Genomic DNA, 26,009 nt, shown 5'->3' with positions numbered 1-26,009 from the left:
TTATCAGATTGTTAAAGAAAATCATATGTTATATTTTAAAATAATTAACTTTTTTCGCATGTAAAACCGTTTACATGAGTATTTTTTTATATTTTTTCTTTTTTGTCAAAAAAATATCTATATTTTTATTAAATCATTTGGTTTAAAAAACAAAATTCTCAAAAATTAAAGCTTTTTTCACTAGATATCATGTTGAACCCATGCAAAAGGAAGTTTCTTAAAAGATTATATTGTTATTTTTTTAACTATTCCTGTTCTGGATATTTTTATAGAGCAAAAAGAACTCTCATACAGTGTGAGAGTTCCTATACAAATGCTATGTTCAATTTAGATAACTACAAACTAAAAAGCTTTTACCTAAGAGGCTTCTTAGTATAATACGCTATTCCTACAGTGCCTGGTCCTACATGCAAACCTATAACAGGACCTATATCACTTATTTCTACCTTTCTATTAACAATTTCCTCTACCCTTTTAGCTAATTCCTTTCCGTCTGCCTCAGAGTTTATATGATGAACTATTACTTCACCTAATTCTTTATTATTAATATCATTTTTAAAAGCCTCTATCATTGCATCAATAGCTTTCTTCCTAGTTCTAACCTTAGTGAAAACCGAAGTCTTTCCATCCTCCACTGTTAGTATAGGACGTATCTGTAAAAATGCCCCAATTAAAGCTGATGCCCCACCTATTCTACCACCTTTTTTCAGGTAATCTAAGGTATTAGGCACAAATAAAAATCTGCTTCTAGACTTTATTTTTTCTACTACTTCTAAAACTTCTTCTATGGTCTTACCTTCTTCAGCAGCCCTTGCTGCAGCTATTGCTGCATACCCCATCTGCATAGAATTAGTCTTTGAATCAACTATTTCTATCTTGGCATCAGGATATTTATCTAATATCATTTCTTTTACAAGGTTTGCACTAGAATATGTACCGCTCATATCAGAGGACAAGAATATCCCCACAATTGAATTATTGGCAACCACTTGTTTTTCGAATATTTTATAAAAATCCTCTAAGCTAGGCTGTGAAGACGTAGGAATATCACTTGCTACTATGATCTTTTCATAAAAAGCAGTCCTGTCCATTGTAGTCTCATCATAACTTTGTCCTTGAAATATAACATTTAATGGACATATAGAAATATCGTATTTTTCTATCAATTCATTAGGTATATATGAAGTGCTATCTGTAATTATTTTTATACTCAAGATTAATACCTCCAGCAAGTTTCTATGACTAAATTATACTCTTTTATATAAATTTATACAAATATATGTGCAGCTATTATTTTTTCGTAAAAACTAAAGGAGCCTTCAAGATGATTTTTTAATCAGAAGACTCCTTAGTTCCACAAATTATTTATATATTCAAAAGCTTCTATAAAATATATGGTTGCAAACTCTTATATCTCTATACTAATTTTGATATGGCATATCTAGCTATATCTCTTATATTCTCTTTGACATTATATTTAACCTTATCCATTATCTGTTCCTGATCTATAGGCTCAGAAACTATAGTTCTAATGGCTATCTCTGTAATAATATCGAATCTATTAAGCTTTGTAAGCCCATCTAGAGTAGTATACTCATTATACTTTATTACATTGTTGATTATTTTTATAGCCTCAATTATATCCTGATCTGTATTATTTCTTAACACACCTTTTTTACCCAAGGCCTTAAAGGTAGATAATGCTAATATACATAAATTTTCATCTAGAAGCTCTTCCACATCTGTAAGAGTCCTTGCCACATATCTAATGCCTTTATCTATTTGCTTATTATATAAATTGAGATCTTCTTTACCTAATCCAAAAGATAGCAAAGCTAAGCAAGTATTTTCAACCCTATCATATAATGTACTTTCTTCTGAATTATCAAAAGATCCTTCTGCAAATTGATTTCTTGCAACTATTCTCAAAAGCTCTTCTCTGTTAACAAGCTTACTGCTTTCCATTTCTGCTTTCTTTTTATTAGTTTTCTTTGAAGCATCATATAAGAAACGAGGTGAATCTATAAAATATCCACTACCAAGATCTTTTAGTGCTTCTTCATCCACTATTAAAGGAACTGCCTTTTTAATTGTAGCTCCTAAAACTGGATCTTGGAAGCTTTCAACCATAAGTAACTCGGTTTCTTCACTTAGTATCTTATGCTCCTTTGAAATCTCTATTATCTTGTTCTTCATAGACTCTGCTACTTCTCCTCTTTCTCCTCTCATTCTTTCACTTATAGACTCAATTCTCATTCTTCCCCAAGCTCTTCTTATAAGATCTACATTCTCTTCTAAGTCAAAGGAGTCCATATTTATAGTTACCTTGTAGTCCTCCTCCCCAACCTTTCCTATTATGCTTATATTACCTTCCAGAGATCCTTTTACAAGAGCGAATATAGAAAACTGCTCTCTATCATATAGATATTCTATACTTCTTGGATAGGTCCTTAAAACATCTAGATTAGCCCAGTCAATCTTTAAAACATCTATTTGTGGACTATTTATCCTGCTGAATTGCCTTACCACCATATCTTCTATTTTTTCATCATAATAAATAAATTCTGGCTTACCATATCCATATTCAGCAATCTTATTAATGAAATAGCTGTTTACTGATGTATCCATGCCAAATGGGAATATTCTGTTATCTCCAATATTATTCTTAACATAATCTAATATTTCATCTTCTTCTTCATCTTCAACATTGTCATCAGTGAATAGCAATATTGTAGAAATTCCTTCATTATTTTTCTCTTCAAGAGCAATTTTTAAGGCTTCCATAAGATTTTCTTCTTCACTGCTTGGTTGAAGTGCATTAATGAATTCACTTGCTTTTCTTAGATTCTCTTGTGTATAAGGTACTTTTCCTTTTTCAGAGAAAATTATTATCTCCTCATCAAAAGCTATTATATTAAAGGTATCAGTATCATCTAAATTCCTTAAGCAAAGCTGTAAAGCATTTTTCCCTTGTTCTAGTTTTTCTCCCATCATAGAATTTGATTTATCTAATATAAACATATAATTATTCCCCTGATCATTAAGCTCTTCATCAAGTTTTGGTAATATGTTTAAATACAACATAGATTCCTCTTTTTCTTCATCGATGGTATAATACATTCCGCTTGCTTCTATTGGATGCTTTTCTGTAAGATCAAGTACAAAATCTCTATCTAAAACCTCTGTATCTTCCAAAGTTATTTTACATAGTGTTTCATCTTCTCTTTCTATGTCTATCTTATGAGATGGTGATTCAATTGTCATTTCAACCATAGACTTCACTATTATGCTGAAATAAAATTTATTTGGCATAACATCATCATTTATTATCTTAGGAAGTGTTAATCTATAACCATCATCTTCATAAATCATATGATCCATATAGGATACTTTTATTTTTACTAGTTCACTTGGCAAGATATCCTTTATAGTTAATTTATATAGATTATTTTCATAGCTTTCTAACTTTAGAGGATTTAGTCCATCGAAAGACTCCTCACTAAATATATTTTCTACATCCGCCTTGCCTTCAACTACTGATTCCAAAGTTCTATCCCCTAATCTTATCTCAAGGCCTGTAAGCACAGCAGTTTCAGGCATGGGGAAAACATATTCACCATCTATTGTTTTGCCAGTATTATTTTTAAATGATTCAGAAAGAGTAAACTCCACAAACTCTCCACATATATGTCCATTAATACTCAATCTCTCCAGTTTTACATCCTTTATGCTCATAATATTACTTTCCTCCTATATTCTTCTGTTATTGCTATATATGAAATATTTTCTATCCTTATAATCTCACCATATTTTTCTAGCCTTTTTTAAATTTTATTTCTAAACGATTAAATTGTAAAGAGTTTTTTTAATATTCTAAAATAATAGTTTAATCAAAATATTTAGAATAAATTCCTTGAGCCGCTGAAAACATTAATTTTGTGTTAGGTAGAACTTAATAACCAAGCTTTATCTAAAATGTAATTTTCAAAAGAATAAAAAAGAAGAAGTATAGTTTTTTTATCTATACCTCTTTATGGATTTATTTTATTAAATACACTCTGCTTAAAATTACAGAATCAATTTTTTCTTAGTGTCCGTAGCATGGATTATTTTCCACATTAAATTTTTAAGGCACTTTCCTTAACTACTTGACGCTGCAGATGCACTTACAGCTGCTATACAAGCTGCTGATATAGCAGCTTGTTCCTGAGCTATTAATATAGCAATAAGACTATTGCTCATAGCAACATCTGTTATTCCATCTTTAATGCTATCTATATAGTAGCTAGAAACAATATTTGAAGAAAGTATAGTTCTAGTAGAACCATCTAAACTCCAAAAACCATAGCCATCTAAGGAATGTATATATTCATAAACTTCTTTAATTTCTGATACCAGTACATCTACCTCCTGAGGTAGCAATACTAGAAGCCCTATAGTTGACAATGCATTATGTTGCAGTCTGCATTTATTCTCCTTTAGCTTTTTATACAGATAAACAGCTCTATTGCAATTGACTTCTATATCTCCATCACTTAAAGCCAAAATATGCGATAGTGTCTGTAAGTCATTTCCTTTATAAAAACCGTTTTTATTTAATAAACTATAGTATTTTTCAACTTTATTCATTGTTTCTTCTACATCTAACTGGGAAGTAGCAAGTACTGCAGAATACACGTAATCATCTTGGGAAGTTAACCAAAAATGATTTTTTTTCATGCCCTCATAAAAATCCATCATTCTTCTTATTCCTTCATCCCACTGAGATTTTTCCAACTTAGTTGCTAGTGTATAAGCCGCCATTGGTAAATAGGGCCCTCTAGTAAATCCATTTTTCTTCATAAGTTCATATATATCTTTAATATTATCAAAGGTTTCTTGGTAATCTACCTGTGAACTTAATAAGTTTACTAATAAAAGTTCGTTTGTTCCTCTGAAGTAAGAAGTCCAGCTTGAATGTCCTTTTATATAGTTCTTTATATTTGATAGATTTTGTATATCCACCTTTCTATTAGAAATGGCATGAGACATGGCCACAAAATGTTTGATTAAATGAGAATCCCATTTAAAAGCTGATTTTAATTTATGAAAATTATCCACCATCAAATGAGCTCTATCTGCTATTAACGAATTCATATTTACCTCCATTTAATACAGTATCAATTAACTCTTTATATATTATAATAATATACATTCAATATTTTGTAAACAACTTTTATTACTGAACATTTATCTTTTTTAGGCTATATTTAAGAACATTGTTAAAATTAAGTGATAATAAATGATATGCACTATAAGAAAGCTAATAAGCTTAAATGTTTTTTAGATATACTAATGTTCAAAACTGTATACATCTTAATCTATATACTAATAAAATTTATTTTATTCCTTATGCAGGTAAATAGTTCAACATATTTTATATCAATATTTGAAAAAAACACCTGAATTATGGAACTTTTCACTCCATAATTCAGGTGTTTTCTATATAATTTATAAGTTTTCCTTTAAGTTAATCCATTCATCTCTAAGCAAACCATATAGATACATGGAGTATCTCTTATAATCTCTAAGTATAAATTCTCTGTACTCTCCTTCTCTTCTAAAGCCAACAGCTTCGTACAACTTTATAGCACTAGTATTATAGCCTAGAACATTTAACTGAATCCTATGAAAATTTAGTTCTGCAAAACCAAACTCTAATAAAAGCTTGATTGCTTCTTTTCCCAAACCTCTATTTCTATGCTTGGTATCTCCTATTCCTATAAATAGCGTTGCCACACCATTACTCCAAATTACGTCATCAAAACCCGCAACACCAATTATTTCATTAGATTCATTATTTCTTATTGCAAAAATGACTCTCTCTTGAGTATTTTTAAATTCTTCAAAAACGTCTTTTACTTCCTTGTCTAACTTTGGAATTGCTGGTACCATATCATAGAATCTTAAAAAGTCAGCATCATCATACCAACTGTTAATACTGGTAAAGTCTTCATCTTTAATTGAATTAAGCTTTATGTTTTCACCTTTAAGCAATGAATTCATTTAATAACACCTCTATATATTAACTATATATTTTCTTTCAAGTCTCACTGGATGATATGCTAGCTTTGCTTTTCTTAGACCAGCTACACCTCTATCTTCTTCTCTGTTTACATAGTCTATTTCACTTAGATACTGTTCCACAAAGGTCTTATTTATAAACGCATATATACCTTGATAATTTACATCACCTTTTTCAATATGAACTATAGCCATTTCCTTATTTACTATTTCACCTATAGTAAAACCTGCAATCTCGCCTTGTACATATACTGCCATACCTATAGCATTTAAAACTTGTAGATTTTCTAGCACACTTCTAATTCCTTGTTCTTCAATAACTAGCTGATCATCCAAGTTGTCCTTATCTAAATTCCATTTTGCTTCAAATTCTATGCAATCATCTATTACAGCTTTATCTCTAATATCTTTAACTTCATAATCATAGGTTTTAATAAATTGATTGTATTTATTCTTTTTACTGTGAAGTTTCTTTCCAGACAATGATATTAACTTTTCTGATTCATATATATAATCATAGTTGTCTTCATCTTCTTCTATAGTAATTTGCTCCCCATATAACTCTTTCAACTTTATAAGAAAGCTTTCTTCGATATCCCTAAAAAGAGCTTTAATATTAGAATCTTCTTGCTTTATCTTAAGCAGTTCGTCAATCACTGTTTTTAAATTATCTTCTTTATAACCAATAGGCTCCATAAAATATGTGCCAGTATGACTTTCGGTTTTTTTAATGATCAATACCTCATCAAAAAATCCAAATTCAACTTTAAACAAGTTTTTCCACAAATATAATGTTAAGAATGAATATTCATAAGTAGAAAACTTATAATCTTTAATATATTTTTCAAATATATCTTTATCGCTAAGCTCTAGAGTTTTAAACTGTATCATTGGTATCCTCCTCTGATGTCTACATAACACACCCTGATTGCCTTAAACATCTTCTATTATATTACTATTAAATTCAATTTGATATATTGTCTTTACATTTCAGCTTCTTCTGCTTTTCCATAAGAAATATCCCACTGTTTTCTTACTTCGTCCATTATTGTTAAAACATCTTTAGATAGGTTCATATTGTTTAACTCTTCAGCCCTATCAGTATTTAAAATACTTTCGTTCATATCTTTTACTTCATATAAAAGTGCCTTTGATTTATCTCCACACTTTATCTTTTCTGACCGTCCATCTACATAGGTTATAACAGCCTCATCAGCTCTTGGATAATCGTCAATAGTTATATACCCTAAATCTCCAGCTATTACTGCTCTCTTAGGAAGCTTAGATCTCATGGCTAAGGTAACTACAGCCATCTCGTCCTTTTCGTTTTTCAGGATTATTCCAGACTGCTCATCAACCCCTGTTTCAAACTTTTTAACTGTACTTATTATTTCATTTGGCTCTACAGATAAAAATAGTCTAGTTACTGATAGTGCATAGCTACCTATATCAAATAAAGCTCCTCCTGCTAATTCCCTATTAAAAAATCTATTTGTCACATCATATTCCTTACAGCTACCGAAGGAAACATTTATCATTTTTATAGCTCCAATTTTTCCTTGTCCAACTATTTTCTTCAACTCTTTAAATAAAGGCATATGAAAAATAGTCATAGCTTCAGCAACAACAAGATTCTTCTTTGCAGCTAGATCAATTATATTATCTAACTGTTTTCTATTGAGTACTATTGCCTTCTCACAAATAACGTGTTTATTGTACCTTAGGGCCATCATTATATATTCATAGTGATTACTATGAGGAGTTGATATGTATACAACATCTATTAACTCATCACTGAGCATTTCTTCATAATCACCATAAGCTTTAGAAACACCGTATTTTCTAGCAAAATCTAAAGCTCTATCATAAGAACGAGACCCAACTGCATATATAGCTCCATTTTCCTCTAGTATTGCACTAGCAAAATCTTTTGCAATAAGTCCTGGTCCTAAAATGGCCCAATTTAATTTTTTCATAAATACACCACCTAAACAATTACTAATTATAATCTACTATAATTATACAACCTACTTTGCAATTTTAACAAATAGAAATTAGTACTTTATGTCCATGTAAAGCTTATATACTTATTTTTCTTTAAAATTAATTACTTTTACAGCTCTATCATAGGCTAAAGATGTGTTTTCAAATATATTAGTGGCATTTTCTTTATACTCCTCTGGATTCATTAAAGAAGGGCTGAAATGAGTAATTATAAGTTCATCTACTGATGCATTTTTGGCAATTTCAGCACTTTCCCTGAAAGTCATATGTTTATTCCTTACGGCCTTCTCCAAGTCATCCTCAGATCCATAAGTACCTTCACAAACTAGTAAATCACTATCCTTCACGAAGCTTTTAATTTCATCAATTGGTCTAGTATCTGTTATATAGCTAACCTTTATGCCTTTCCTCTGCTCCGCTAATACCATGGAAGGGGTATATATTTTTCCTTCAAACTCTTCCACCAAGTTTTTTTGAAGTTTACTCCAGAGTATTTTAGGAACCTTATTATCCTCTGCTTTTTTAATATCAAACTTAGGAGCTCTTCTAACATAAAAGTTATAGCCAATACATGGTGCTGAATGATCTAAATCTAACGTATTTATTTCCAACTGTACAGAGTTAGCTTTTTCATTGTATGCTTCAGCTTCAATTATCTTAGCACTATCTTTCGTAAACTCTATAGATATAGTGCTTTTAGGGTTTTCAATTATTCCTATATCGAAAGGTAAATAAGGGATCACTACGCTTAGACCTTTCATTACCTCAAAAAGCCCTTCTGGACCAACTATGTATATAGGTTCCTCTCTACCGCTATTTCCTATGGTAGCTAGCAGACCTGGTAATCCAAGTATATGATCACCATGAAAATGAGTTATACATATTATATCTATGGTTTTAAAGCCCCAGCCAAGCATTCTCATAGATACTTGAGTTCCCTCACCACAGTCTACTAAAATTTTTCTGCCGTTATATTTTAATAACATTGAGGAAAGATATCTTTCCGGTATTGGCATAGTTCCACCGCATCCTAAAAAAGCAATATCCACCACTATTATCACCTCTCAAACTAAAATATTAGATATGTTTAGCATATTGATTTCATCTTATTATATACTTAATAATTACAAATTTCATTTTAAGTAAAGGTATATATTTACAACCATGCTATTAGGATGTAGTATAATAAATATATACTCTCACTTCTTACATTAAATTTGTATCTTTAAAGTCAATTATAATTAAAAGAGTTGATTTTTATACACTCTAAATAGTTGAAAAATTCTTAATATATTGATTTTACAATTATATTAAGATCAAATACAATAAATATATAATATATCTTTTACGCTAGCAAATATGCTAATTTTAACTCAAAATAGTTAACCATTTAGGAGGTATAATCATGTTTTTGAATGAATTATCAAAGAGAGAAGCAATATTATTTATTAATTTAGTAAAGAGTATAGCCACAGTAGATCAGGTATTCTCAGAAAAAGAACAACAACTAGTAGCTGATTATCTAGAGGAGCTTTCATTAAAAGATTCTGATTTAGAAGAAGTATCCTTTGACCAAAGTTTAGAAGGATTAAAAAACTCTACAACAAAAAATAAAAACATAATTTACTTTGAATTAGTTGGACTAGCATTAGTAGATGGTGTTTACTCTGAAGAAGAATTAAAGCTTCTTGAAAAAATCTCAGCTAGCCTAGAAATTTCATCTGAAAAAGAAACTGCTTTTTTGAACTTCTTTAAAGAGGTAAAAGACTTATATGATGTTACAGTGGTAGACTATGAAAGCAAGATAACTCAATTAGAAAAGACTGTAGCTGCTTTGCTAGCATAATAAAATACTTATTAATTAATTTTTAATCTAGTAAGACATGTAGGCATTAATAAAGCACTATGGCTATTATTTAAAATAGTCTTGGTGCTTTATTTTTTTACTTTTTTGAAGTATTCTTGGTAAACTAAAAGTTTATATAAAATAAATAATTCTAGCTTTTATAAAAGATAATGAATCTCATTTACATTTTATTTTTCTTGTGCTATAATTATTCTTGGCTGTCTGGTATAAAATTTGAAACCGCAAAATTATATTTTATTGGAGGATTCAAATGGCAAGATCAATGGGACCAAGATTTAAAGTTGCAAGACGTCTTGGAGTAAATGTATTTAACCACCCTAAAGCATTAAATAGAGGGGTAAAGAAGCAGAAACTCTCTGAATATGGAGAGCAATTATTAGAAAAGCAAAAGTTAAAAGCATATTATGGAGTATTAGAAAAGCAGTTCAGAAGATATGTATTTGAAGCTATGAGCTCTAAGGAAAAATCTGAAGTTGTACTAATACAAAGATTGGAAATGAGACTAGACAATATGGTCTATAGAATGGGCTTTGGTTCAACCTTAAGACAATCTAGACAGATGGTTTCTCATGGACACGTAAGAGTCAACGGACAAAAAGTAGACATACCTTCCTATAAACTTAAGGTTGGAGATGTTATATCCTTAAAGGAAGCTTCTAAGAAGACTCAAATGTTTGTGGATAATTTCACTTCTATATTACCAGTGGTAAACTATATAGAAAAGGATTTGGAAGCTTTAAGCGCTACAATCAAGGTTATGCCAAATATTGAAGATATTCCTGTAGATGTAAAATTCCCTAAGATAATAGAATTTTACTCTAAAAATTAGTATAAACATAACAATACAAGTTTAAAAATAATAGAACGTAAAAGCAGCTATACTTAAATTTTCTTAAATTTAGGTATAGCTTTTATATTAGGTCCCTGTTAAAAGACGATGTTGAAATTAAGTGGTTAATAATCTGATGCTTTAATGAGCTTGCATAAATGATTAATACGTTCACCAACCTCTAATATACTCCTCTAATGTAATATTTCTAGCTTCTATCACCCTGGAAATATCCCTTCCAACATATCTTATATGCCATGGTTTATACTTATATCCAGTTACATTTTCCTTTCCTACTGGATATCTCAATATAAATCCATACTCATAACAGTTCTTAGCTAACCACTGCCCTTCCTTGGTTTGAGAAAACTCGACCTTATTATCACCGTTCTCTGAATCATTGTTTGTAATATCTATAGCCAATCCAGTTTGGTGCTCATTAGCTCCTGGGGTAGCAATATATTCATCATCTTCAGCTTTTTCTTTCTTGTCCATTTTCTCAATAAGTTTCTCCTGAGTTTTATAGGATGTATAACCACACTCCATATAAAGATTGACATTCTCCTTTTTAGCTGCTTCACACAATTTCTCTAAAGCCTCTCCAGCTTCTCTCCTAATGAGCTTTCTTTCTCTAGTTATATTTTTTGAAAAATTAACTTTTGGCACAATCAAATCTGAAGGAACATAGGAATCCTTAAGCATACAATCCTTATTTACTAGGACAGATATACTTTCTGGATTATTAGGTACATCTAAATTTATAAAAGCCCTAGTAGTATAGGCTTTGTATATCACTAAAACAAATATAGTCATAAAAATAAAAAGCTTAATAAAATTTTTAATAATTCTTACCATTATATTTACCCCCACCATTATTAATAATAGAAGATAAATCCTAAAATAAACGAAAGAATTTCTTAAGAATTTATTAAGCTTATATTTATAAGTTAATAGTTAAAGTTGGAACCATATATGATTCTTTAACTAACTTTGTTATTTTCCTTCTTTTTAATATATAAGTATATAGGAAAACCAATAAGGGTTATGCAGATGCCATATAATGCATTATATGTATCAGTTATCATAGTACTAATTAAAATATACAATCCGCCTACTATACCTATTAAAGGTACTACTGGATATAGCGGAACAGTATATTCTCTTTTTATGTTTTTATGCTTTGCTCTTAATATAAAAATTCCTGCTACTGTCATAACGAAGAATATCCACATTACAAAGACCGCTAGGTTGGTCAATGTATCAAAGGATCCAGAAAGCACATATAAAATAGCTAGTATAACTTCAAATATAAAAGCATTCATAGGAGTACTGAACTTATCATTCAGCTTTCCAAAGAATGATGAAAACGGCATTAACTTTTCTTGAGCCATTGCGTATGGAATTCTAACACCAGTCATCAAATACCCATTTAATGCTCCAAATATTGATACCATTATTCCTCCAGCTATTAGTGCTGCTCCACCATTACCAAATAAAACAACTGCAGCATCAGAAGCCGGCTTTTTAGATGCAACAATATATCCTAAAGGTAATATCTTTAAAAGAGCTAGATTCACTAATAGATAAACAGAAATTATTATAGCCAAACCTATTATTATAGCTTTTGGAAGATCCTTTTTAGGTTCTTTTAACTCACCAGCCATGTTTCCTACACTTATCCAACCATCATAGGCCCATAGAGTCCCTAAAATAGCCGCACCAAATCCAGCAAGTCCTGAAGCATTACTCTTTGTTATAGCTGCTGTCATAAACCCATGTTCTGTTCCATTTATTAAACCAAAAACAATTATTACTATTATAGGTATAAGTTTTGCTATGGTAGCGATAAACTGAACCTTACTTCCTAACTTAGTGGATAGTATGTTTATTGTCATTATGAATAATATAATAAAAATTGCTAATATTTTTTGACCTGTTGCAGATAAATCTATAAAGTATGTAGCTTGAGTTACAAATACTATAGAAAGTGCTGCTACTACACCAGGAACATATATAACTGTTTGAACCCAACCAAATAAGAACGCCCACTGTTCTCCATAAAGTTCTTTTAAGTACGCGAATACTCCACCGGTCTTTGGTATTGCCGCTGCAATTTCTGCTACTGTAAGTGCTGACGCCATGGTTATTATACCACCTATAATCCACGCTGATATTCCCATCACCGAATTTCCTGCGTTGCCAAATACAGTGGTAGCCTTAAAGAATATACCAGATCCTATAACAATTCCAATAACCATGGTTATTGCTTCAGGTAATCCTATTTGTTTCTTTAAAGTAGATTCATCTACTTTTTCCCTATTATCTTTAGAATAATTCATCAATTTCATCCCTTCATTTGAATTATTAAACTCATTTTCTTTTTCTAATTCTATAGACAAAACTCTTATAAGTCAACTTATTATTACTACTTATGTTTATTATAATTTTAACAATCAATAACCATTAGATTTACATATTAAAAGCAAGTTACATCAATAGATTACATATAAAAACCATGCGTATAAATAGCCAATTAAAATGTCTTTATGAAGATTCATTTTAATGTTTCTACTCATAGCATGGTTTCATTTAGAGAGATAATATATGGAAACTTAATTTATTTAACTAACCTTCTCAACATTTTCAAATACGCTTTTTTTAGAAGCTCTATTATTATAAAGTCTAAAAGCTGTAAGTAATGCTCCTGTTGCACAAATCACACAGGCCGCAATGTAAGAATACCTCATCCCATAAACAAAAACATCTTCTCTGCCTTCAATGAAATTGGCAACCTGGTATCCAATCTTATAACTCATCCTATTATATAGTATTGCAGTTGATAAGGATATACCAAAATTCATTCCTAGGTTTCTAACAAGTGCATTTATGCTTCCTGCTATCCCCAACTTATTTTTAGGAACTGTAGACATTACTAAAGAGTTATTTGGTGATTGAAACATCCCATTACCTAGGGCTAACGCAATTAAAAATACAACTAAAATCATCATTGAAGAATTTTGATTCAAAGTTGACATCAAAAATAACCCTAAGCTTGAAGCCACAAGTCCAATAAAAGTTAATATCTCCGATCCAATTTTGTCAGATAAATGTCCACTTATTGGTGCTACAAAGGCCAATACCAGCGGAGATATCATCATAAACAGCCCAGTTACCGAAGATGATAACTTCATTACATCCTGTAAGTAAAATGGTTGTATTATATTAGGACAGCTTATTGCTATAAAGGATATAAATCCACAGAATATACTTAGAGAAAATAATCTATTTTTAAATATAGATAAATCTAACATCGGTTCAGCTACTGTCTTTTCAACAAAGATGAAAGCTACAAAAGCTAGTATAGCAATTAAGAAGCTTCCAAGTATAATAGGACTTCCATAACCCAGCTGTTGTCCCTTTATAATTGCTACAAATAACATAACAACAAAAATAGTAAACAAAGCAGCACCCTTTAGATCTAACTTTTCTTCTGATTTATTTCCCTGTGTTTTAGGTAGTATCTTATATGACATTGCAAAGGCTACTAAACCAATAGGTACATTTATCAAGAATATATACTTCCAGCTTACAAGATAAACTATGAAACCACCTAAAGGAGGACCAACCATAGTTCCTAAAGCTACTGCAGTACCAGACATTCCTAGAGCTTTTCCTCTCTCGTTTGCAGGAAATACATTAGTTATTATACCTTGGCTTGTAGACATTGTTGCAGATGCGCCTACTGCCTGAACTATTCTTGAAAGTACCAAGAACCATAGAGAATTTGATAAACCACACATAAGTGAGCCAATTGTAAACATAATTATTCCAAAGCTAAAAACCTTAGTTTTTCCTTTTATATCACCAAGTCTTCCAAATACAAGTATTATTGAAGAAATTGTTATAAGATAGCTTGTAACTACCCATTCGATTGATGCCATATTGACGCTAAGCTTCTTAGACATAACTGGCAAGGCTACATTCACTATACTACTATCAAGACAAGACATAAAAGTCATAAGAACCACATTAAATAATATAAGCCATCTATTCTTATAGATTTTTTCATTCATATTTTCCATGTATTTTTTCCCCCTCCATATTGCCATCTTTATAGGTTTGTGCATTTATCAATGCATTATTCAAAAAATCAACTGCTTTATCTATTTCTTCATCTGGTAATCCATTGGATATAATATCAATCCACCCCCAAATTTCCCTTTTGATATCTGGTATGATACTTATTGATTTTTCCGTTAAATATAGTCTAAAAGCTCTAGAGTCATCTCTATCTACTTCTTTTCTTATATAATCTAATTCAATCAGTCTTTTTATAGTCCTTGCAGACATTGCCTTATCTACATTAAGCATCTTACTTATTGAATTTTGACTTATACCTTCACAATGTTCCAATTTAAGTATAAATGGATACATTCCACTTGTAAGATTAAACTTTTCTAACGCCACATCTAGATGTGCTTGAGTATGCCTATATAATCTATTGACAAGCTTTATTAAAGTCGCTCTCTTTTCATCCATTATTTCACCTTCCTATTAAGTTGATTAGTCAACCACATTTATATTAACATTATATAGTTGACTAATCAACCTATTAATTTAAATAAAAACCATTTCATTCGTAAATTTTTTTCAGAATAAAATGGCATAGTACTACAACTTATACTTTCATAGTAGTTTAACTCCTTGTATTACATATAGAAACTTATTTTAGCTATGTACTATAAAACTAAGTTATTCATGTTTAAAGATCATGCATCTATAAATTTTAATCATATATATATTAATGTTTAAAGTTAGCCCCTATAGTACTAAATAAATCTTATATAAAGTGACTTATTACATTATTATATGTCTTGCAAAATACTCTCCTATTTCTGTCTTAATTCTACTATAAGCATCAAGTACATCTTTAGGAATATCTACATGTCCTATAAAATTCTTTCCCTTAGGTCCATATCCAGCTTCATCATCTCTTAATCTTGGAATCTCTCCTATAACAAGAGATAAAAATCTTTCCACCTCCCATATTCCTTCAATATAATCTTGCTCAAATGTTACTTTTTCTCCTTCAAATTTAATGCTTGGTAAAAATGGGGCATAGTTTATAAAGTTAATCGCTTCATATCCTTGAAAATACTTTTTAAAGGCTTCATAACTTCTAAGCTGCATAGTAGGATCTTGTATTAGTAGTACTGAACTTGGTTTAATTTTAATTTTTCTTAAAGTATCTAGTGCTTTTTCAGCATTATCTCCACAATTAGTTGATTGATTTTCTACTATGATACATTCCTCATTTACATAGTACATATCCTCAAGGATATCCTTCATAATATCTGCTTCGGCTCTACCTTGGATCTTAATATCGCTGTATCTATTATATTTTCTTATATTATCATATAAATAAGACGTGGAATGCCCTATTCCACCAACTATCATAATATAATCTGCAGACAGGTTTTCGAAAGCCTTCTCAGCTATTTCAATACTATAGGTTATACTGTTTCCAAGTAAAATAACCATATCAATTTTTTCTAAGCTATACTTTTTATATAGTTCGCTTACACTTAAACTAATGATATCCCTCTTAGCAAGATAAAATCCAATTTCATTAATGTCATCTATTAACTCCCTATTAAATTTAACTTTTTTTGCATCCATCTATATCTTCTCCTTTTATTGGTTGATTTTTGGGTACTAGTGCCTTAAAATTTAATTAATAGCATAAAGGCAGAGTAGGTTATAGTGCGTTAAGTGCCAGTAGGACGGGAAGTTTGCCTCTGGACGAAAAGTTAAGTTAACTTGCGGTACTATGATTGCATTCCGCTGCCACATAAAAGAGTGCTTATCTCTTAATGTGGTTTATTTGCCATAATTAAAGAGAGGAGGTGCTTTTTTGAAAAACACAAAAACAGTTGTGTATTTAGCTTTTTTTGTAGCTTTACAAATAATACTTACAAGATTTTTATCTATTCAAACTCCAATAGTTAGAATAGGATTTGGATTTATTCCATTAGTTTTCTCATGTATATTATTTGGGCCTTTATTAGGTGGAGTATGTGCAGCTATATCAGATGTACTTGGTATGGTAATTTTTCCCCAAGGTACTTATTTTCCTGGATTCACATTCAGTGCCCTTTTATCTGGCATAATTTACGGAAGTGTTCTTTATAAAAATAAAATATCTATCTTAAGAATCTTCATAGCAACCCTTTTAGTTAAAATACTTGTAGATATAGGCCTCAATACCCTTTGGCTTTCCATATTAACAGGCAAAGCTGTATTGATACTTCTGATTCCTAGATTGACTAAAACACTAATTATGCTACCAATTGAAATATTACTTATTAATATATTATGGGCATACTTTTACTCCAGAATAAAAGCTCAGCTAAATTAACTTATTTAAAAAGTAAAAAGGCACTATTTATAATAAATAATGCCTTTTTAATAGAACTTCTATTCCGATAATAAAATTATAACACTTCATCTTCCACTTTTTCTAACTTTATCTTAACATTTATAACTATCATTCCTAAAAATATCAAGAAAGATCCAATTAGGCTATTTCCAGTAAGTTTATCCCCTATGAAAATTGAAAATATAGCACCAAAAACAGGTTCACCAAGGTATATTATGGCAGCATGAGTGGGATTAGTATAAGGCTGCATTTCATTTTGAACCCACATAGCTATTACTGTTGAGAATATTATGGTTATCACTAAGGCCATCACTACTGTCTTAGTAACTTCAAAATGAAGCCTTTCTATTCCTACTGCGGGTATGAAGCTTAAAATTCCCACTATAAAAAGTTCTAATGTCGTTAAAAGCCCTGAGTCCACTTCTTTCGCATACTTATCAACTAATATTATTTGTGCAGCAAACACTATACTGCAAAGCAATGTTAAAAAATCGCCAAAGTTTATACCTGAAGATCCTTTAGCGGATAAAATATATAATCCTATGATAGATAAAATAATTCCTATAATCGTCCTATAATCAGGAAGCTTTTTGTAGATTATCGCTAACATAATTGGTACGAAAACCACATTTAACCCTGTAATAAAAGCGGATTTGCTTGAAGTAGTATATGTAAGTCCTACTACCTGAAGTATTATTCCTATTAAAAGTGTTACACCGATTATTCCTGCTATCTTAAAATCTTTAATACTTATAGATTTTAGCTTCTTTCGAAAAAATGTTCCTAATATTATCGCTCCAATTGTATATCTTATAGCGATATAACTATATGGAGGAATTGTTTTCAATGCCACACTCATTATAGGAAAGCTAAGTCCCCAAAACACTGTGACAGCTACTAAACTTATATCTGCCTTCAACTCTTTAGTCATACTAAAACCCCTTAAATATATATCCTAATAAGACTATTTTTCCTTATAAGATATATCCAATTCCAATTTATCCCCATTATCAAAGTTCAAAGGAACACTTATTACAACTGCATTCGCTTGACTTACTTCTATATTACTTCCAGTCATTATTATAGGAGGCGTAATATCAATATTTATATTATTAGAATAGAATATAGTTGCGGCATTGCCTAGTATCATATTACACAACTCTGATATAGCGCTCTTGGCCAACTCATCTAATTCTTTGACCTCCATTCCTCCCATCATCGCCGATACTATCTTTAATGCCAATCCCCTATTAAGCGAAACATTTACACTCCCCTGTATCTGTCCTGTAAGCCCAATAAGAACGACAATTGTATCTACTGAATACGGTACTTGCTTTCTGTAAATCTTACCTAGGCTAGGATCAAGTCCTGTTATCTGATTTATAACATTTTTACTAGCCTCAATAATTGGATTAATATATTCTACTTTCATCTTAAGCACTCCAATCTCTTATGTAATAGGTTATTTAATAAATTATATCATCTTTATTATTTACTTATCAATTCAAATTTATTGCTGTATAAAAAATCGATTACATTTTTTCTTTTTTGTTATATGCTACAAATAACTATACTGATACTTTCAAATTATTAGGTTTAGCTAACAAAAATCTTCATACTTTCTTTAACAGACAAAATCTTACCTTATTCAAAACATAAAAATATATAAAATATCGTTAGCTATACTATATAATCAAATAGGAGGTGATAAGACTATTTATATCGTAGTCTTTACCCACCTCCTGTAACCCTAATATATAAGATTAACACTTTTTTGTAATAAATAATCTATACTCTATCTAAAGAAATATTAACCTCAAAAGGCATATCATTTACAAACATCTCAACACAAAGTACCTTACTTGATGTAGCTTTAGCAGTAAAATTACCATAAATAAGTGTTGGAGTAGAAATATCTATATTTATTCCTTCATCAGCAAAGTTCATACAAGCATTAGCAGTAAGCATATTAGTAAGCTCTGATATAGCACTTTGTGCCATTTCGTTTAACTCTGGCACTGGCATCCCCATCATCATTGTTTGAGCAATACTTTTTGCTGTATCTATAGTTGTTGTATACATTACATTACCTTTTATATCTCCTATAATTCCTAAGATGATTATAACCCCTGGACTTTCTATGTATCCATCCTTTACACTTAAGTTACCCTTTCTTATCTCACTAATACCTAACATAGGAAAAACATTAGAAAAGGCTTTAAGAAATGGATTTATATATTTGACATCCATTCTCCATCCTCCTTTTGGAACCCTACACTCATGTATATTTCACCGAATATAGTATCTACTATAGCAGAAGTTGTAGTATCTAATTCAGCTCTTGATATATTAATAGATTCTCCGTGGAATATTGCTGGTGGTGCTACTCTTAGTCCAAATAACTTATTTTTTCTGTTTATAATCGAGCAACCCTGCCCTGATATTATGTTGTTTAGTTCTCCCATTACATTGAGAATCTCTTCAAAGCTCTTAGGCTCCCTCTTAAGTACGGATTTGGCAATATTTTCTGAAGTTTCATGAGACATATCAAAAATTATTCTTCCAGAATATTTTCCTATTATACCTATAACAACAGATATTCCTCTCGATACTTGTCCATTGTTCGCGTTATTTTCTTCTCTAAACTCTGGAACAGTTTTAGCAACCTTATTGAAGGTATCCATAAAGGCTTCTCTATAGCAAGAATAATATAATCCTGTAAGCTCATTATATAGCTCTTCACTTGCCATTATTCTATTGATAAGCAAAGTGACTTCTTCTGGATCTGCTGGTTTTTGAATATAACCAGAAACCTTATTTTTTCTAGCCTTTCTAAGTATCTCTTCATCCATCATTGAACTTATTACAATTACTTTTATATTTGGATCAATATCATGAACAGCTCTAGTGCATTCTAATCCATCAGTTCCCGGAATAGTCATATCCATGGTAACAAGATCTGGTTTAACTTCACTAACAACGCTGATAACTTCTTCTAATGAGCCTGCTTCCCCAACCACTTCAAATCCATTTTCCTCAAGTATATCCCTTATAATAGCAATGGAAAATGGTGAATCATCAACAATAACAATTCTTGCTTTTGCCATAAATAACACCCCTATTTAATATATTATTAATCTTTATATCGTAGGTATTTGTATTACCTTTATAACTGTTTTTGCTGAAAAATATGTATTTTCGAAAAACTCCTGATATTTCTGATAATTTTTAAAGTTATAATTCATTAAATATACTATTAAGCATTTTAGCAGATAATATGTTTATAATATGAAATAGCTCATTTATATGATGTATATCTAATCTAACAATGCCATTAGCTATTGATTTAAATATAATTATCCACTATATTTACTACACAATGTTACATCTTTATATATTTTAAAACTAAAAACAAACATTCTTTTGTCAGCACAAACACTATAGCTTCATATAATGTTATAAATATATAATTATAGATTCTAAGAATATTAATAAATATAATTGAAAAAATAATAGAAGAAAATCACTTAATTACTTGCATAAAATGGATTAAAGTTATACTATTAAATAATGAGCCACGTGCTTATTATTTTGGAGGTGTTGTATATTAATAAAAATTTAGAACTCAATGAAAATATTAGAAGTAAAGAAATAAGACTAACTGGTGAAGAAAGCAAAATCATGAAAACTGAAGATGCTTTAAGAATGGCTAGAGAACAAAATCTTGATTTAGTTATGATTTCTCCCACTGCTGTACCGCCTGTATGCAGAATAATGGATTACAGCAAATATCTTTATGAGCAATCAAAAAAACAAAAAGAAGCCAAAAAGAATCAGAAAGTAGTAGAGCTTAAGGAAATAAGATTAAGTCCTACTATCGAAGAGCATGACATAGATATAAAATGTAACAATGCTAAAAAGTTTCTATCTAGTGGAAACAAGGTAAAAGTATCAGTTAGATTCAGAGGAAGACAAAATAATACTGCTGCCGTAGGAAACAAAGTTTTAGATGTTTTCATTTCTAAACTTGGAGATGCAGGTGTTATAGAAAAATCTCCTCAATTCGAAGGAAGAAATATGTTTTTAATTCTTTCACCTAAAAAGTAATTGATATAGATATGATATATCTATTTAATGCAGAAAACCTATAAGCAAATAAGCTTATAGGTTTTTTTATTCTTAAGTGAAATTGGTTGATATTTTATAATTAAAATTGTTATACGGGAAATTATTGACAAGCACATATAATTTATGCTATCATAAAAATTTGCTATTTTTCTATTTATACATTATAATATATAAATAGACTATATTCTTGGAGGTGTTGTTTTGTTTAAAATCGGTGATAAAATTATTTATCCTATGCAAGGCGCCGGAGTAATAGAAAAAGTAGAAGAAAAAGAAATATCTCAAATAAAGATTAGTTACTTTATCATAAATATGTTGAACAACAACATGCAGGTGATGATCCCTCAGGATAAGATTTCAAATTCTGGGATAAGACTTGTCACAGATGCTAATGATCTTGAAACAATCTTAAGCAGTATCGTAATTAGCGAAGAAAGAACTGATATAGATCTTAACTATAAAGAAAGATATCAGACAAATTTAAGAAAAGTAAAAAGCGGTGACTTAAAGGAAAACTCAGAAGTATTTCGTGATCTAACAATTTTAAATAGTAAAAAGCCTCTAAATTCTAGTGAGAAGCAGATGCTAAATACCGCGAAAAAACTTTTAATCGGTGAGATATCCTTAGTAAAAAATATTTCAGAAACTGAAGCAATTGATATAGTCAATTCGATTATAGCATAATAAAAAAGTCGCTAAAGCGACCTTCTTCAGTTAGTTTTTTAGGAATCTGCCTTCCCGAAAGTTTTATACTATCATAGACAGTAAACATATCTAAAAAGAGAAGCCACTGACATTTTAGTCAGTAGCCTCAACATTTGCTTTACATATTGTTTGAATACTTATATAAGTTGCTTCTAATTATGATATCTTTAGGTGCTAATATTGTAGGCAAAAGATTCATATATCTACAACAAGGTCCTGCTGCAACTTATATATAATTTTTATTTAAACAATGCATGTATTTCTCTAGTTAACTTTTCCAAACAACAAGACTATCTTATATAATTCACTGTATTTTCTTTTCTTGGTGCAGCTTTTGCATTATCGTTAGCCTTATATCCAAATATAGCTGAATATAAAGGTTCATAGTTTTCAGGTATTCCTAAAATCTTTTTTAGTTCTTCAGCTTTTGGTGAGCTAAATATAGCATCTGAGCTTCCAAGCCAGCAAGAACCTATACCTAGTGCTTCTGCCGCAACTAGCAAGTTTTCTGTAGCTGCTCCACAGTCTGCCTTTGGCGCTATTGCATTCTTGTCTCCAGAGACAATTATTAAAGTTGGAGCATTATAGAATGGCTTAAAGTTATCACTCTGCGCTCTTTTAACCATTGCTTCTTGATTTGAATTTAAAAGAACTTGTCTAAATGTTTCTGCAAGTGTATTTATAACTTCTTTATTTTGGACTACTGTAAAATGCCATGATTGTTGGTTCATAGCGCTTGGTGCAAACCTTCCTGCTTCTAATATTGTTTCTAATTCTTCATCTTTAATCTGCTCATCTTTAAAAACTCTCGTACTTCTTCTGTTCAATAAAACCTTTATTGCCTCATTCATTATTTTATCCTCCTCTTATTATATATAGCTATATAACTTAACTATATATGTTGTTAATAAATCCTCTAGAAACTGACAATTTATTAATAATATCTTTAACGCTTAGTTATCACACAATATATTATACACCTTAAAAAACAAAAGTAAAGCAAATATCCTATTACAATTAACTATATTAAAGTAACCATGATTCTAGATAAGAATATGAAAAATCATATTCTTTATTTTAGTAAGCTCCTTAAAGCATCGGATGCTTAACCAATCAATATTAACATTCTACTTAAACTACTTTATTCTAATATCTTTTTCAAAGCACTAGTTAGGAGATCATTACTATGCTTATACTTTATAGCTATTCGAAAGTTAAATCTACTTATCCCATTAAAGCCTTTAGGAAGTCTTATCAAAATATCATACTTTAACAATTCTTCTTGTAGCCTGTAGGCATCAATCTTCTCATCTAAGATATTAATAAAGAAAAAGTTTGAACTAGACTTGTAAACTTTTATAGATGAAATCTTTGAAAGCTCATCATAGAAACGTTCTCTCTCTTCGTTAATCCATTTTAAGGTATTCTTTATATATTCTTCGTCATCAAAAATACTTTCTGCGGCTATTTCTGCTGCAGTATTTACACTCCATGGCTCCATGCTGTCTTTTATCTTCTTTACGAGGTTAAGGTTAGAAGATACTCCATATCCTAATCTAATACCAGGCATACCAAAGAATTTCGTTGCAGCTCTTATTATCAACAAATTATTATATTTATCTATAAACTCTACCATGGAAGCACTTTTAAAGCCTGGTGCAAATTCTATAAAGGCTTCATCAATTATCAAAAATGAATTCATGCTTTCTAACTTAGCCAAAAGTTTTGCTATATGCGCTCTAGGTATTAATGTACCTGTTGGATTGTTAGGATTACATAGTAAAACTACGGATTTCTCTTCCACCTTATCAAATATATAATCTAGCTTTATATTTTGAAAATCATCATCGTATATATCAAGCTCTTCTACTTTCATATTAACTCTTTCGCCAGCTCTCTTATACTCAGCAAAGGTAGGTAGTGAAATATATAATCTACTATAATTCATAACCTCAAGAGCTCTATATATTATATCTACTGCTCCATTGCCTGGAATAATTTTATCTATAGAGTTAACCTCTAAATACTTTGCTATCCTTTCTCTCATCGCCCTATATTCTCTATCCGGATAAACTGAAAACTTATTTATATTATCAGCTATAGATTTTTCAAACCCTTTAGGAACTCCTAAAGGGTTTATATTACTGCTAAAATCTATTACTCTTCTGTTATGTTCGTATATGTTACCACCATGATATTCCATGTGAAATTACTCCTTTTACAATAGCAAATATTAAAATCGAAAACACGTAAGCCCCATACATAAGTTTAATTGAATCTTTTATATATTCAACATCTAATATATTTTTACCTATTCCAATAGTAGGTTTGACTACTGGCTTTCCAAAATAATAATTTATTCCACCAAGCTCTACACCTAATGCTCCAGCTACCGCTGCTTCTGGATGAGCAGAATTAGGACTTGAATGATTTTTCCTATCTCTTTTAAATATATAAGCACTGTTCTTATAATCATATCCAAATATAAAAGCTGAAAAAATCATCATTATACCAGTTATCCTTGCTGGTATGAAATTGACTAAATCATCAAATTTCGCTGATGCCCATCCAAAATTCAAAAATATACCTTCCTTGTAACCAACCATAGAATCTAAAGTGTTCGCAGCCTTATAAGCCATAGCTAAGGGCGCTCCGCCAATAAACATATAAAATAAAGGTGCTATTACCCCGTCAGAACAATTTTCTGATATTGTTTCTATAACCGCTTTAGCTATCTGACTTTCATTTAAGTTCTCTGTATCTCTTCCCACAATATATGAAAGCTGCTTTCTAGCACTTACTATATCACCTGTCTTTATTATCTTATATATCTTAATGCCTTCACTAGCTAAGCACTTAGCTGCAACTGTTGTCCACATTATAAAAACATTTATTATGAAGTATAGGTATATTGATATATCTTTGCAAAATTTCAGTAGGAAAAATGTAATACTAAAGGTTATTCCTACAGTAGTAAGTGTCAAGATAACTCCAGCTACCTTAAGTCCAAACTCTTTTAGTTTCATACTTTCAACTAACCTTTGGAAGGCAATTATATATTTACCTATAAATCTTACTGGATGTGGAAACCAATATGGATCTCCTACTATTAAATCTACTATTAACGCTACAAATATACTTATCATACTAATTCCTTTCACAAAAGTAAAAATCACATAAATCGTAGCACTTTAGGAAGCATTTAGTCAATAATTTATATAAATTACTTTTGCTTATTGAAAATATCCAAATATGTGTTATAATTTTATTAATTTAATAATTCCGGTTGAAGCTAGCGGGATATTTAGTAAACCGCTATTGGACGGAACTCTGGAGAGACTCGTTTTGAGCACCGAAGGGGAAAACCATTATTATGGTGAAACTCTCAGGTAAAAGGACAGAGCATTAGGAATGTTTATGCATATATTTTTGCATAATCGTTTTTTAATATTCATTCTTCAGAGGCTAAGCATATTTAGGCTCTTTTTTTATTCTTTAGATAAATAAACCTACTGAAAATCATATAATAAGCATTTACCTATGATTATAAATCAGTACATGATCTGAAGAATAAAAGATAAAATAATCAGAATAAATATTAATTTTAAGGAGAGATGATTAAATGAGATCATTAATAACTGTTATAGGAAAAGATAAAATAGGTATAATATATGAAGTTACTTCTGTACTAAAAGAAAGTAATGTTAATGTTTTAGATATAACGCAAACTCTGCTTGATGGATTTTTTACCATGATAATGCTTGTAGATCTTTCAAAGCTTACTATGGACTTCTCCGAATTAAAAGATAACTTGGATACTCTAGGTTCCGAATTAAATGTATCTATTAGAATACAACAAGAAGCACTTTTCAATTCAATGCATACAATATAAAATTCTAAATCCCCCATTAGTAATTGGGTAGTCTATTCAAGTAATATAGCACTTTACCCTTTATGTTGAAATTAATATTCTA

25 protein-coding genes and 2 riboswitches are annotated in these 26,009 nt (G+C 30.3%); of the genes, 6 read left to right on the top strand and 19 right to left on the bottom strand.

The window, feature by feature from the left end:
• Positions 1–353: 353 nt before the first annotated feature.
• The 7 genes from GXK57_RS02945 to GXK57_RS02915 all read right to left on the bottom strand — a co-directional run bounded on the left by GXK57_RS02945 (position 354) and on the right by GXK57_RS02915 (position 9,119).
• Positions 354–1,214 (bottom strand): DegV family protein, encoded by an 861-nt coding sequence (locus tag GXK57_RS02945; RefSeq protein ID WP_160671169.1) that lies wholly within the window; start codon positions 1,212–1,214, stop codon positions 354–356.
• A 202-nt stretch (positions 1,215–1,416) separates the two neighbouring features.
• Positions 1,417–3,735 (bottom strand): VIT and VWA domain-containing protein, encoded by a 2,319-nt coding sequence (locus GXK57_RS02940; protein ID WP_160671166.1) that lies wholly within the window; start codon positions 3,733–3,735, stop codon positions 1,417–1,419.
• Positions 3,736–4,140: 405 nt separating this feature from the next.
• Positions 4,141–5,136 (bottom strand): DUF4003 family protein, encoded by a 996-nt coding sequence (locus GXK57_RS02935; protein ID WP_243156356.1) that lies wholly within the window; start codon positions 5,134–5,136, stop codon positions 4,141–4,143.
• Between the two features lie 354 nt (positions 5,137–5,490).
• Positions 5,491–6,045, bottom strand: a complete 555-nt coding sequence (locus GXK57_RS02930; protein ID WP_160671163.1) for a GNAT family protein — start codon at positions 6,043–6,045, stop codon at positions 5,491–5,493.
• A gap of 12 nt (positions 6,046–6,057) precedes the next feature.
• Positions 6,058–6,954, bottom strand: a complete 897-nt coding sequence (locus GXK57_RS02925) for a phosphatidylglycerol lysyltransferase domain-containing protein (protein ID WP_160671160.1) — start codon at positions 6,952–6,954, stop codon at positions 6,058–6,060.
• A 92-nt stretch (positions 6,955–7,046) separates the two neighbouring features.
• Positions 7,047–8,039, bottom strand: a complete 993-nt coding sequence (locus GXK57_RS02920; protein WP_160671157.1) for a Gfo/Idh/MocA family oxidoreductase — start codon at positions 8,037–8,039, stop codon at positions 7,047–7,049.
• Positions 8,040–8,150: 111 nt separating this feature from the next.
• A complete protein-coding gene (locus GXK57_RS02915; protein WP_160671154.1) occupies positions 8,151–9,119 on the bottom strand; it encodes a ribonuclease Z in 969 nt (322 codons plus the stop codon).
• A gap of 353 nt (positions 9,120–9,472) precedes the next feature.
• Between GXK57_RS02915 and GXK57_RS02910 the strand changes: the two genes are divergently transcribed.
• Together GXK57_RS02910 and rpsD are read left to right on the top strand one after the other, a co-directional pair.
• Positions 9,473–9,913: a hypothetical protein gene (locus GXK57_RS02910; protein ID WP_160671151.1), complete on the top strand. Its 441-nt coding sequence runs from the start codon at positions 9,473–9,475 to the stop codon at positions 9,911–9,913.
• Positions 9,914–10,184: 271 nt separating this feature from the next.
• Entirely contained in the window at positions 10,185–10,763 is a 579-nt protein-coding gene (gene rpsD / locus GXK57_RS02905; protein WP_160671148.1) for a 30S ribosomal protein S4, read from the top strand.
• A 171-nt stretch (positions 10,764–10,934) separates the two neighbouring features.
• Here the strand turns inward: rpsD and GXK57_RS02900 are convergent, their stop codons facing one another.
• The 5 genes from GXK57_RS02900 to GXK57_RS02880 all read right to left on the bottom strand — a co-directional run bounded on the left by GXK57_RS02900 (position 10,935) and on the right by GXK57_RS02880 (position 16,442).
• Positions 10,935–11,618: a M15 family metallopeptidase gene (locus tag GXK57_RS02900; RefSeq protein WP_160671145.1), complete on the bottom strand. Its 684-nt coding sequence runs from the start codon at positions 11,616–11,618 to the stop codon at positions 10,935–10,937.
• 125 nt (positions 11,619–11,743) lie between these two features.
• The gene (locus GXK57_RS02895) at positions 11,744–13,102 is read right to left on the bottom strand and encodes an amino acid permease (protein ID WP_160671142.1); all 1,359 of its coding nucleotides are present in this window, start codon (positions 13,100–13,102) and stop codon (positions 11,744–11,746) included.
• Positions 13,103–13,384: 282 nt separating this feature from the next.
• A complete protein-coding gene (locus GXK57_RS02890; RefSeq protein WP_160671139.1) occupies positions 13,385–14,845 on the bottom strand; it encodes an MFS transporter in 1,461 nt (486 codons plus the stop codon).
• On the bottom strand, positions 14,829–15,302 hold the full coding sequence (locus GXK57_RS02885) for a MarR family transcriptional regulator (RefSeq protein ID WP_160671136.1): 474 nt from the start codon (positions 15,300–15,302) through the stop codon (positions 14,829–14,831). The genes GXK57_RS02890 and GXK57_RS02885 overlap by 17 nt, the downstream gene beginning before the upstream one ends.
• Positions 15,303–15,620: 318 nt before the next feature.
• Positions 15,621–16,442 carry a YdcF family protein gene (locus GXK57_RS02880; protein WP_160671133.1) on the bottom strand — a complete coding sequence of 274 codons (822 nt, stop codon included), beginning with the start codon at positions 16,440–16,442 and terminating at the stop codon, positions 15,621–15,623.
• Positions 16,443–16,510: 68 nt separating this feature from the next.
• Positions 16,511–16,612: riboswitch (THF riboswitch) on the top strand.
• Between the two features lie 65 nt (positions 16,613–16,677).
• Here GXK57_RS02880 and GXK57_RS02875 point away from each other — a divergent pair.
• Positions 16,678–17,181, top strand: a complete 504-nt coding sequence (locus tag GXK57_RS02875; RefSeq protein WP_160671130.1) for a folate family ECF transporter S component — start codon at positions 16,678–16,680, stop codon at positions 17,179–17,181.
• Between the two features lie 76 nt (positions 17,182–17,257).
• Here the strand turns inward: GXK57_RS02875 and GXK57_RS02870 are convergent, their stop codons facing one another.
• The 4 genes from GXK57_RS02870 to GXK57_RS02855 all read right to left on the bottom strand — a co-directional run bounded on the left by GXK57_RS02870 (position 17,258) and on the right by GXK57_RS02855 (position 20,309).
• The gene (locus GXK57_RS02870; protein WP_160671127.1) at positions 17,258–18,133 is read right to left on the bottom strand and encodes a DMT family transporter; all 876 of its coding nucleotides are present in this window, start codon (positions 18,131–18,133) and stop codon (positions 17,258–17,260) included.
• 33 nt (positions 18,134–18,166) lie between these two features.
• Positions 18,167–18,634: a chemotaxis protein CheX gene (locus GXK57_RS02865; protein ID WP_160671124.1), complete on the bottom strand. Its 468-nt coding sequence runs from the start codon at positions 18,632–18,634 to the stop codon at positions 18,167–18,169.
• Between the two features lie 356 nt (positions 18,635–18,990).
• On the bottom strand, positions 18,991–19,452 hold the full coding sequence (locus GXK57_RS02860; RefSeq protein WP_128212634.1) for a chemotaxis protein CheX: 462 nt from the start codon (positions 19,450–19,452) through the stop codon (positions 18,991–18,993).
• On the bottom strand, positions 19,434–20,309 hold the full coding sequence (locus tag GXK57_RS02855) for a response regulator (protein ID WP_160671121.1): 876 nt from the start codon (positions 20,307–20,309) through the stop codon (positions 19,434–19,436). The genes GXK57_RS02860 and GXK57_RS02855 overlap by 19 nt, the downstream gene beginning before the upstream one ends.
• 484 nt (positions 20,310–20,793) lie before the next feature.
• Here GXK57_RS02855 and infC point away from each other — a divergent pair, with 484 nt between their 5' ends.
• Complete coding sequence (gene infC, locus GXK57_RS02850; RefSeq protein ID WP_243156355.1) at positions 20,794–21,309, top strand: translation initiation factor IF-3; 516 nt, start codon at positions 20,794–20,796, stop codon at positions 21,307–21,309.
• 222 nt (positions 21,310–21,531) lie between these two features.
• The gene (locus tag GXK57_RS02845) at positions 21,532–22,014 is read left to right on the top strand and encodes a CarD family transcriptional regulator (RefSeq protein WP_202127662.1); all 483 of its coding nucleotides are present in this window, start codon (positions 21,532–21,534) and stop codon (positions 22,012–22,014) included.
• A gap of 311 nt (positions 22,015–22,325) precedes the next feature.
• On the opposite strand, the gene GXK57_RS02840 is transcribed toward GXK57_RS02845, so the two are convergent.
• From GXK57_RS02840 to cbiB, 3 genes are all read right to left on the bottom strand, one after another.
• Entirely contained in the window at positions 22,326–22,886 is a 561-nt protein-coding gene (locus GXK57_RS02840; RefSeq protein ID WP_160671115.1) for a nitroreductase family protein, read from the bottom strand.
• Positions 22,887–23,176: 290 nt separating this feature from the next.
• Positions 23,177–24,238, bottom strand: coding sequence for a histidinol-phosphate transaminase (locus tag GXK57_RS02835; RefSeq protein WP_160671112.1), 1,062 nt, complete (start codon positions 24,236–24,238; stop codon positions 23,177–23,179).
• Positions 24,219–25,181: an adenosylcobinamide-phosphate synthase CbiB gene (cbiB, locus tag GXK57_RS02830; protein ID WP_202127661.1), complete on the bottom strand. Its 963-nt coding sequence runs from the start codon at positions 25,179–25,181 to the stop codon at positions 24,219–24,221. Before cbiB ends, GXK57_RS02835 begins: the two co-directional genes overlap by 20 nt.
• A 174-nt stretch (positions 25,182–25,355) precedes the next feature.
• Positions 25,356–25,446, top strand: a riboswitch (glycine riboswitch).
• 211 nt (positions 25,447–25,657) lie between these two features.
• Here cbiB and GXK57_RS02825 point away from each other — a divergent pair.
• Positions 25,658–25,927, top strand: a complete 270-nt coding sequence (locus GXK57_RS02825; RefSeq protein ID WP_160671109.1) for an ACT domain-containing protein — start codon at positions 25,658–25,660, stop codon at positions 25,925–25,927.
• The last annotated feature ends 82 nt before the right edge of the window (positions 25,928–26,009 follow it).

Origin of the sequence: Clostridium sp. C8-1-8, assembly GCF_009928445.1 — a bacterium.
Classification (GTDB): domain Bacteria; phylum Bacillota; class Clostridia; order Clostridiales; family Clostridiaceae; genus Clostridium_AR.
This window is presented reverse-complemented; position numbering and strand designations above follow the sequence as displayed.